This window comes from Paenibacillus rigui, from assembly GCF_002234615.1.
Classification (GTDB): Bacteria; Bacillota; Bacilli; order Paenibacillales; family NBRC-103111; genus Paenibacillus_S; species Paenibacillus_S rigui.
In genome coordinates, this window is record NZ_NMQW01000042.1 from 50,257 (window position 1) to 57,351 (window position 7,095).

The 7,095-nt window shown below is 58.5% G+C and carries 4 protein-coding genes; all 4 read left to right on the forward strand.

Annotated elements, in window-relative coordinates:
- The first annotated feature begins 12 nt into the window (after positions 1-12).
- The 4 genes from CF651_RS24770 (at position 13) to CF651_RS24785 (ending at position 6,987) form a co-directional block, all read left to right on the forward strand.
- Complete coding sequence (locus CF651_RS24770; RefSeq protein ID WP_094017567.1) at positions 13-2,067, forward strand: glycoside hydrolase family 65; 2,055 nt, start codon at positions 13-15, stop codon at positions 2,065-2,067.
- A 67-nt stretch (positions 2,068-2,134) separates the two neighbouring features.
- Positions 2,135-3,283: an oligogalacturonate lyase family protein gene (locus CF651_RS24775; protein ID WP_094017568.1), complete on the forward strand. Its 1,149-nt coding sequence runs from the start codon at positions 2,135-2,137 to the stop codon at positions 3,281-3,283.
- Between the two features lie 19 nt (positions 3,284-3,302).
- The gene (locus CF651_RS24780; RefSeq protein WP_094017569.1) at positions 3,303-4,439 is read left to right on the forward strand and encodes a glycoside hydrolase family 88/105 protein; all 1,137 of its coding nucleotides are present in this window, start codon (positions 3,303-3,305) and stop codon (positions 4,437-4,439) included.
- A gap of 37 nt (positions 4,440-4,476) precedes the next feature.
- A complete protein-coding gene (locus CF651_RS24785; RefSeq protein ID WP_094017570.1) occupies positions 4,477-6,987 on the forward strand; it encodes a glycosyl hydrolase family 95 catalytic domain-containing protein in 2,511 nt (836 codons plus the stop codon).
- Positions 6,988-7,095: the final 108 nt, after the last annotated feature.

Sequence of the window (7,095 nt, forward strand, 5' to 3'; positions counted from 1 at the left end):
GGAGACGAACCTATGGACAGAAAAAAAATTGTACAGCGGCATAATCCGGAATTGCACAAATGGGATCCCTTGTCCCCTTTCTCCGTAGGAAATGGCGAATTTGCGTTCAGCGCCGACATCACCGGCTTGCAGACGTTCCCGGAGCAATATGAGGTACCGCTCGGCACACAGTCCAACTGGGGCTGGCATTATACGGGCGGTCACGGGAAATTTACGGATCAGGACGCCGAATACCAGATGTTCGAAACGCACGGTCGTTTGGTCGGATACCCGATGAAGCCCGGGGATAAAGCGGAAGCCTATCACTGGCTGCGGATGAACCCGCACCGGCTGCAGCTGGGCCGCATCTCTTTTCGATTCCTGCTGGAATCGGGGGAAACGGCGGAGGCTGGGGATGTAGCCAACATCAGTCAGAAGCTCGATCTGTGGACGGGGGTGCTGACAAGCGAATATACCGTGCAGGGTATACCGGTTCATGTGAAGACGGTCTGCGATCCTTCCAGCGATGCAATTGGCGTACGGGTCGCATCGGGACTGATCGGGCAAGGCAGGCTGCAGGTGTTCGTTCGCTTCCCGGCGCCGGATATGACGAACACGAGCTGGGCCAAGGCGGTGTTCCCCGACTGGGATCACGACGACAGACACCGGACGGAGCTTCGTGAAGGAAGCGATAACGGTGCTCTGCTGGAGCGAACGATGGATGAAGACGCGTATGAGGCGCGCTGGACCTGGAGTGCGGGCCGTCTTGAACGGACGGGAGCACACGAGTTCACGCTGTTTCCGTCCGCAGGTGAGGGCGATTCGCTTCAGTTCTCGATAGGCTTTGCCCCCAAATCACCTCAGCTCGCATCGGTTGACGAGATGATTACCGCAAGCTCGCTCCATTGGGAGAAGTTCTGGCTGAGCGGAGCGGCGATCGATTTCTCGGGCAGCTCCGATCCGCGGGCTTACGAGCTGGAACGGCGCGTCGTGCTGTCGCAGTTTCTGTGCGCAATGCACAGCGGAGGCTCCTTGCCGCCGCAGGAGACGGGACTGATGTATAACAGCTGGTTCGGCAAGGCCCACTTGGAGATGCACTGGTGGCATGCCTCGCACTTCCCGCTGTGGGGACGGGAGGACATTCTGCTGAGGAGCATGGATTGGTACACCCGTATCCTGCCGGTTGCCTTCGATCTAGCGCAGTCTCAAGGCTATGAAGGGGCCCGTTGGCCGAAAATGGTCGACTTCGAGGGCAAGCCCTGCCCGTCGCCTGTGGCGCCCGGCTTGATCTGGCAGCAGCCGCACCCGATTGCGCTCGCGGAGCTCTGCTACAAGGCTGAGCCGACGCAGGAGCTGCTGGAGCGGTTCCGCGAGATTGTGTACGCCTCGGCCGATTTCATGGTTTCATTCGCACATTGGGATGAAACGAAGCGGGTTTACGATCTCGGTCCTCCGCTGATTCCGGCCCAGGAATGCCATCCGCTGGCGGGCAGTAAAAATCCGCCATATGAGCTCGAGTATTGGAAGTACGGACTTGAGATTGCGGTGCGCTGGGCCGAGCGTCTGCAGGAAACGCCTGATCCGAAATGGGCGGAGGTTGCCGGGGCGATGGCTGAGCCGCCGCAAGCCGAAGGCGTGTATCTTGCCCACGAGCTGTGCCCGGATACGTTTACTGCCAAAAACCACGACCATCCCTCGATGCTCGGCGCGCTGGGCATACTGCCCGGAACAAGGATAGACCGCGACGTTATGCTCAATACGCTGTTGAAGGTCAAGGAGGTATGGAAGTGGGGCTCCGCTTGGGGCTGGGACTTCCCGATGTGCGCCATGACGGCAGCCCGGCTCGGCGAGCCGGATTTGGCGGTAGATTTCCTGCTCATGGATGCTGCGAAGAACACTTATTTGACCAATGGGCACAATTACCAGCGTCCAGGGTTGTCGGCATACCTGCCGGGGAATGGCGGGGTATTGACAGCCATCGCCATGATGGCGGCAGGCTGGGAAGGCGGCTCGCAGGCGCAAAACCCCGGGTTTCCGCAGGATGGCAGCTGGAGTGTGAAATGGGAAGGCTTGAAGCCTTGGCTGTAGGAAAAGAGACCGATCCCCCCGGCTCGCCGGGGGGATCAGGTCAAAAATGACTTTGGGAGGCGATAGCATGGCGAAGGGGAAAATATGGCTCTCGGAACGGAAAACGGCGACGGACCGGTTCACAGGCCTGGAAGTAACGCAGCTGACGGATTACAAGGCGCATAGCCATCATTTATATTTTACCGAAAGCGGTTGGTATGACGGAGAGCAGCGGCTGCTCTTCGTCTCGGACCGCGGCAACAGCACGAACCTGTACAGTATGCACGTCGAAAGCGGTCTGATGACACAGCTGACCGATTACAACGACAACGATCAGCTCGACGCATGCCTGCTGCCGGATGGGAGTGCGGCCTTCGTCAAGCTCGGGAGGCAGCTGATCCGGTTGGATCTGAAGCATTATGACGAAACCGTTGTATATGAAGCGCCCCAAGGATACCACCTGGGCAATGTCAGCGCTTGCGCCGATGGGAAGTATGTGTGCACCTGCGTGCAGGAGGATCTATCGTACCGCATCCGGCTGGATCTCGGCAACGGCTACGTCGGGCACCGGGAGCTGATGGAAGCGGCCCCACACAGCATGATCGTACGAATCGACGCCGAAAAGGGCGGTGCGGAAAAGGTCTATGAAGCCAATCGGTTCATCACGCATATCAATGCGTCGTCAAAGGAGCCGTGGCTGCTGACATTTTGTCATGAGGGCCCTTGGCATTTGGTCGATCATCGCATCTGGGGGCTGGATCTGCGTACCGGCAGCGCATGGAAAATCCGTGAACGGTTTGAGCCAGGGGAGAAGGTCGGCCATGAATTTTTTTACCCAGACGGCGTGACCATCGGCTACCACGGCTTCCGCGTGAATGGGACGAATTTTTTCGGCAGCATCCGATACGACAATACAGGACTCGAGGAAACGGAATTCGGCTTCGATACATGGCACGGTTATGCGGACGGCTTGGGGCAGGCCATTGTTGACGGCAAAGGCGCGGTGAAGACGCTGAGTATTTGGCGCAAGGCAGATGGTGTCTATGATGGACCGCGGGTGCTGTGCGAGCTGCGCTGCAGCTTTCATTCGCAGAAGGTGCATGCCCACCCGCGCTTCGACGCGAACGGCAAGCGCGTGCTGTTTACGAGCGATAAGAACGGGTACGGTAATTTGTATCTGGTCGATGTACCCGAGGACTTTAGCCAATTACCGCTATTTACTACTACAGGATCTTAATGAAAAGGGGGCATAAGCCATGGTGGCTTCCGTGCTGTACACGAAGAACAAACGGATGTCCGTGAAGATTGCCGAAACGATACTGTCGCAAAGTCAGGACGGCTACCATCCGAAGATCGCCAATAAGTGGGGATATGTTGCAGGGATGGCGCTTACGGCAATCAGCCGGCTGGGGGACTGGCAGGGCGAGCCGCACTATCACGAGATAGTTAAACGGCATATGGACGTATTCGTCCAGGAGGACGGCTCGATACAGGGCTATACGCTGGAGGACTATAACCTGGATCATATCAATAAAGGGAAGCATCTGCTCCGGCTCTGGCGCGAAACCGGCGAATCGAAATATGAGAAAGCGGCGCAGCTGCTCATCAACCAGCTTGTCGGACAGCCCCGGACGGACGAGGGCGGGTATTGGCATAAGAAAATATATCCGTTCCAAATGTGGCTGGACGGCTTGTATATGTCTTCGCCGTTCATGGCCGAGTATGCAAGCACTTTCGATGCGCGGGAATGGTTCGATGAGGCGGCGCACCAGCTGCTGCTGGTCGAACGCCGTACGCGAAATCCGCAGACAGGCCTGCTGCATCATGCATGGGATGAGAGCCGGGAGCAGCGCTGGTGCGACGGTGTGACGGGACGATCGAGACATGTATGGGGACGGGCGATGGGCTGGTACGCCATGGCGCTGGTGGATGCGCTGGAGCATTTCCCTGCCAATCATCCGAAGCGCGGTCAGCTGATGGGGATCTTTGAACGGATGGCTCAAGCGGTCGTACGGGCCCAGGATCAGGCAAGCGGCGTCTGGAATCAGGTGATGGACTGCAACGGCCGGGAAGGCAATTATTTGGAGTCCTCTGGCTCCTGCATGCTGACGTATGCGCTTGCCAAAGGGATTCGGCTTCATTATTTGGCGGAGATCGACCGCAGCGTCGTAGAGCGGGCCTATGAAGGGATTCTGCAACGCTTCGTTACCGAGGATGAGCAGGGTGTGCACCTGCATGCCATCTGCCACGGTGCGGGACTCGGCGGACGCAAGTACCGGGACGGATCTTACGCATACTATTTAAGCGAAGAGGTTGTCAGCGACGTGCTGATGGGCGTTGCCCCGCTGCTGCTTGCTGCTGTTGAGCTGGAGCGGCTTCGGGAGCAAGGTTGACTCCATTTAACCGAAGCAGTCAAAGGAGAGTAGGCCCATGGCAGATAAGAATGAGCAATACGGGGATAAGCTGATGATGAGCTATCCCGCCTCCTGGTGGCGCAATCTGTGGCGTGAGGCGCTGCCTGCCGGCAACGGCGTGCTTGGCGCCTCCGTCTTCGGAGGCGTTCAGGAGGAGACAGTGCTGTTGAATCACGCGAAGCTGTGGCATTGGGGACAGAGGGATGAGCTTCCCGATGTCAGCTCTACGCTGGCGCGGACACGGAGCCTGATGGATGAAGGGCGATATCTTGAAGCAAGCTGGCAGCTTGCGGACGCCCTGAAGGAACGGGGCTACGGGACGAAGCTCGCCTCAAGGTTCCCTTTGGCCGCGATCAAGCTGACGATGCCCTGCGAGCATGCTTTCCGCGGGTACAGCCGTATGCTGGATATGGACAGCGGCGAGATTACAGTGTCTTGGACCGACGGAGCTTGCCGGTATAAGCGGAAGCTGTTCGTTTCCCGAGCCGATGATTGCATAGTATATGCGATCGAGGGATACGGCGGGCAAGGCGCAGCCGGGGAAATCGGCCTGCAGCTTCATCCGAGCGACCGTTGGGCGGATACGCCGGAGTATAAGGAGCTGGAGCGCTCCGTTGAAACAGGAGCCGATGAAGCTTACGCTTGGTACGCCGCTGCAAACGATGACGGCACCGATTTCGGTGCGGTGCTGCGGGTTGTAACGGAAGGCGGGCAGACCACTGCGGCAGATGGGGGGATCCGCTTTAAGGGAGCCGGCCGCGTGCTGGTCCTGGTCAAAGTATTCGTGCAAGGCCAGCGCACGGCAGATTGGGCCCGGCTGAAGCAGGAGCTCGCCGGTCTGCTTCGGCAAGCGGCTTCGGTTCCGGCAGAAGCGTCGAAGGACGAAAGGGAGGCTGGCTTGGGCCATGCTTATGACCGGCTGCTGACACGGCATGCTGCTCTGCATCAGCCGCTGGTTCGATCGGCGTCTCTTGTGCTGGGGGATGGTGAGCCTGATGTTCGCTCCAGCGAACGGATGTTGCTGGATGCCTATGAAGGGGAGGCCCCCGAGACGCTGATTCAAAAAATGTGGGCCTACGGGCGGTATTTGTTCGTTAGCGGCACCTCGACGGCGGAACAGGCCGAACCGTTCGGCTTGTACGGCTTGTGGGGAGGCGATTACCGTCTGGTCTGGAGCCATAACATGGCTAATGAGAATATCCAGATGATGTACTGGCATGCCCACGTCGGCGGCTTAAGCGAGCTTGTTCCGACGCTGTTCCGGTATTATGAATCGCTGATGGACGACTTTCGGAATAATGCCCGGAAGCTGTACGGCTGCGGAGGTATTTATATTCCGGCCGGCACGACGGCGGGAGTCGGCGTGCCGAATCAGATCGTACCGGTCATCCTGAATTGGACCGGGGCTGCCGGCTGGCTCGCACAGCATTATTACGAGCACGCCCGGTTTACGGGGGACGCTTCGTTTCTGGAACGCCGGGCGCTCCCGTTCATGCGGGAGGTGCTTCAATTTTATAAGGATTTCCTCGTGACGGATGCCGATACAGGGGAATACAAACTATATCCGTCCGTCTCCCCGGAAAATACGCCGTTGAATTATATGCCGGCGGATGGCAGGCCGCTCGCGCATCCGATGCCTACGGCCATCAATGCGACGATGGACGTGGCGATTTTGAAGGAGCTGCTGCAGCACTGGATCGAGGCGAATCAGTGGGCGGGCGGAGAAGATGGAGAAGATGGAGAAGATGGGGAAGCCGCGCAATGGAAGGAGCTGCTGCAGCGTCTCCCGGCTTATCGGGTAAACGATGACGGAGCGGTGAGCGAATGGATCCATCCGGATTTCGAGGACCGGTACGCCCACAGGCATTTATCTCATTTGTACCCCGTATTTCCGGGACATGAGGTGACGGAGGAATCGGACCCTGAGCTGTTCCATGCATTTGAGACTGCGGTGAGAAAGCGGGAGATCGGAGCGCAGACCGGCTGGTCGCTTGTACACATGGCGGCGATCTATGCCCGGTTCGGCGACGGCGACAGCGCGCTAAAGTGCCTTGATGTGTTATCCAGATCCAGCCTGCTGCCGAACCTGTTCACGCTGCACAATGACTGGCGGGGCATGGGGGTATCGATGAACATGCCGACGGCACCGGTTCAGCTCGATGCCAATCTCGGCTGGGTGAACGCCGTGCAGGAGCTGCTGCTTCAAGTTTCGCCGGACCTTGTCAAGCTGCTGCCTGCACTGCCGGGCCGGTGGAAGCGGGGCAGGCTGTCTGACTGGAGATTTCATACCGGCACGATTTCGCTGGAGTGGGACACGGAGGCAGGGATGTTCCGGGCGGTGCTGATAGCGGAACGGGATACGGACACGGTTGTCAAGCTGCCTGCCTGGGTGCAGGCATGTACGATAACTGGTGAAAGTGAAAGCCTTCAGCGTTCCCCGTTAGGGGAGCACTACTACTCGCTTAAGCTGAAGCGGGGTGACCCGCCGGTGGTGATGGAGGCCCGGAGTTCTTCATCGAATGACTGAAAAAGGAAACCTGGCTGTACTGGGGAGAGGCCACTGAAAAACGGGCAGAGTGGACGGAATCGTTCTGTAGAAGCGTAAGCGTTCGCCTTTGTCCCGGGATTTTGACCG